Annotated in this window: 1 protein-coding gene; it reads right to left on the bottom strand. The window is 47.4% G+C overall.

The window, feature by feature from the left end:
- Nucleotides 1-1,598 (bottom strand): ATP-binding protein (locus E5S67_RS31910; RefSeq protein ID WP_172193478.1); only part of this gene is annotated, 1,598 nt, incomplete at both ends.

Below are 1,598 nucleotides of genomic sequence, written 5' to 3'. Positions count from 1 at the left end.
TCTAGAAATTGATGTTGGGCTTGAGCAGCTTGAATTTGAATTTCATAGACCTTAATCGTATCCAACAGAGTTCTAGAGCGTTCTGCAATGACTGCCGCCAAATTTTTCATCTGCTCGAAGTTGCCGCTGAGGTAAGCTGCTTCAGTGGCAGCTTCGTAGAGGGCTAGGGTTATTTCGTACTGGGTTTGCCAGCTATCTTCAGCTAACAAGGCGATGCCTGTCGTGCAATACTCAAATGCGGCTGTATAGGCAGTTGCTGCTCTGGCTTTTTGTCCGGCTTTTAAATTGAGTTGGGCGAGTTCTATTTGCTGCGATGGCTCGACGATCAGGGATTTGCCGATATTTAGTTGGTTGACGATCTCAAACAGTTTTTCTTCTGTTTCGGCAGCGGACGTATGAGTCAGTAATAGTTGCCCGATTTTTAAGTGAGCGATTTGTTTTTGCTCGTCGGGAATCAGGGAATAAGCTGCTTGCTGGACGCGATCGTGCAAGAATTTGTAAGAACACGAGTCAGAATCGAGAAGTTCCGAGCTCGAGGGATTTTGTACCCTCAATTGAGACTTTTCCTGAAAAAACTTATAAACCTCACTGGTGGGTAAAACCAATCCCTCTTGTAATGCTTTCCATAAGTTTGAAGCAGTTTCAGCTTGAGAGTTTTCGTCAACGATCGCCAGGGTTGCTAAGTCGAACTCGTTGCCAATGCAGGCGGCAAGTTTCAGCACTGTTTGAGACGGTGCGGGCAACTTCTGCAGTTGTAAAGCCATAAATTCAACTACATCATCAGTCAGCGCCAGCGAGCGAATTTGAGCAATGTCGCACTGCCAGAAACCAATCTCAGTGTTGAATGCAATCCATCCCTCATCATGTAGCGCTTTGAGAAATTGGGTGGCAAAGAAGGGATTACCTTGAGTTTTTTGGTACACCAATTCTGTCAGAGGTGCAGCAATCTCTTGCGAACAGCTCAGGGTATCTGCAACCAGGTGGTTGAGGTCATTTTGGAGCAGGGGTTTGAGAGTAATGGTGTGGACTAAGGCACCGCTGCTGCAAACTTCATCTAGGGTCAGCATGAGAGGATGAGCAGGAGAAACCTCGTTATCCCGGTAAGCGCCAATTAACAGGAGGTAGCCAGCGTGAGTGTCGCTCATTAACAGGTGCATCAACTTGAGCGATGCCGAATCTGCCCACTGCAAGTCATCAAGAAAGATGACTAAGGGATGGTCTTGGGTGGTAAAGACTTGAATAAACTTTGGGAATAACAAGTTGAAGCGATTTTGACTGGCATTCCCAACCTGTTCGGCAACGGGTGGCTGTTGACCGATAATTCGTTCGAGTTCGGGGATGACTTGAATGATGACTTGTCCGTTTTCTCCGAGTGCTGCGAGAATTTTGGCTTTCCATCGCTCGAGTTGTTCGTCTGTCTCGCTCAACAGTTGTGCCATTAAGTCGCGAAATGCTTGGACAAAGGCAGCGAAGGGAATGTTGCGGTTGAACTGGTCAAATTTTCCTTTGATGAAATAGCCGCGCTGCCGGACAATGGGTTTGTGGACTTCGTTGACGACTGCTGTCTTGCCAATCCCGGAAAACCCGGCAACGAGCAT

The organism is Microcoleus asticus IPMA8 (assembly GCF_013179805.1).
GTDB lineage: Bacteria > Cyanobacteriota > Cyanobacteriia > Cyanobacteriales > Microcoleaceae > Microcoleus > Microcoleus asticus.
This window is presented reverse-complemented; position numbering and strand designations above follow the sequence as displayed.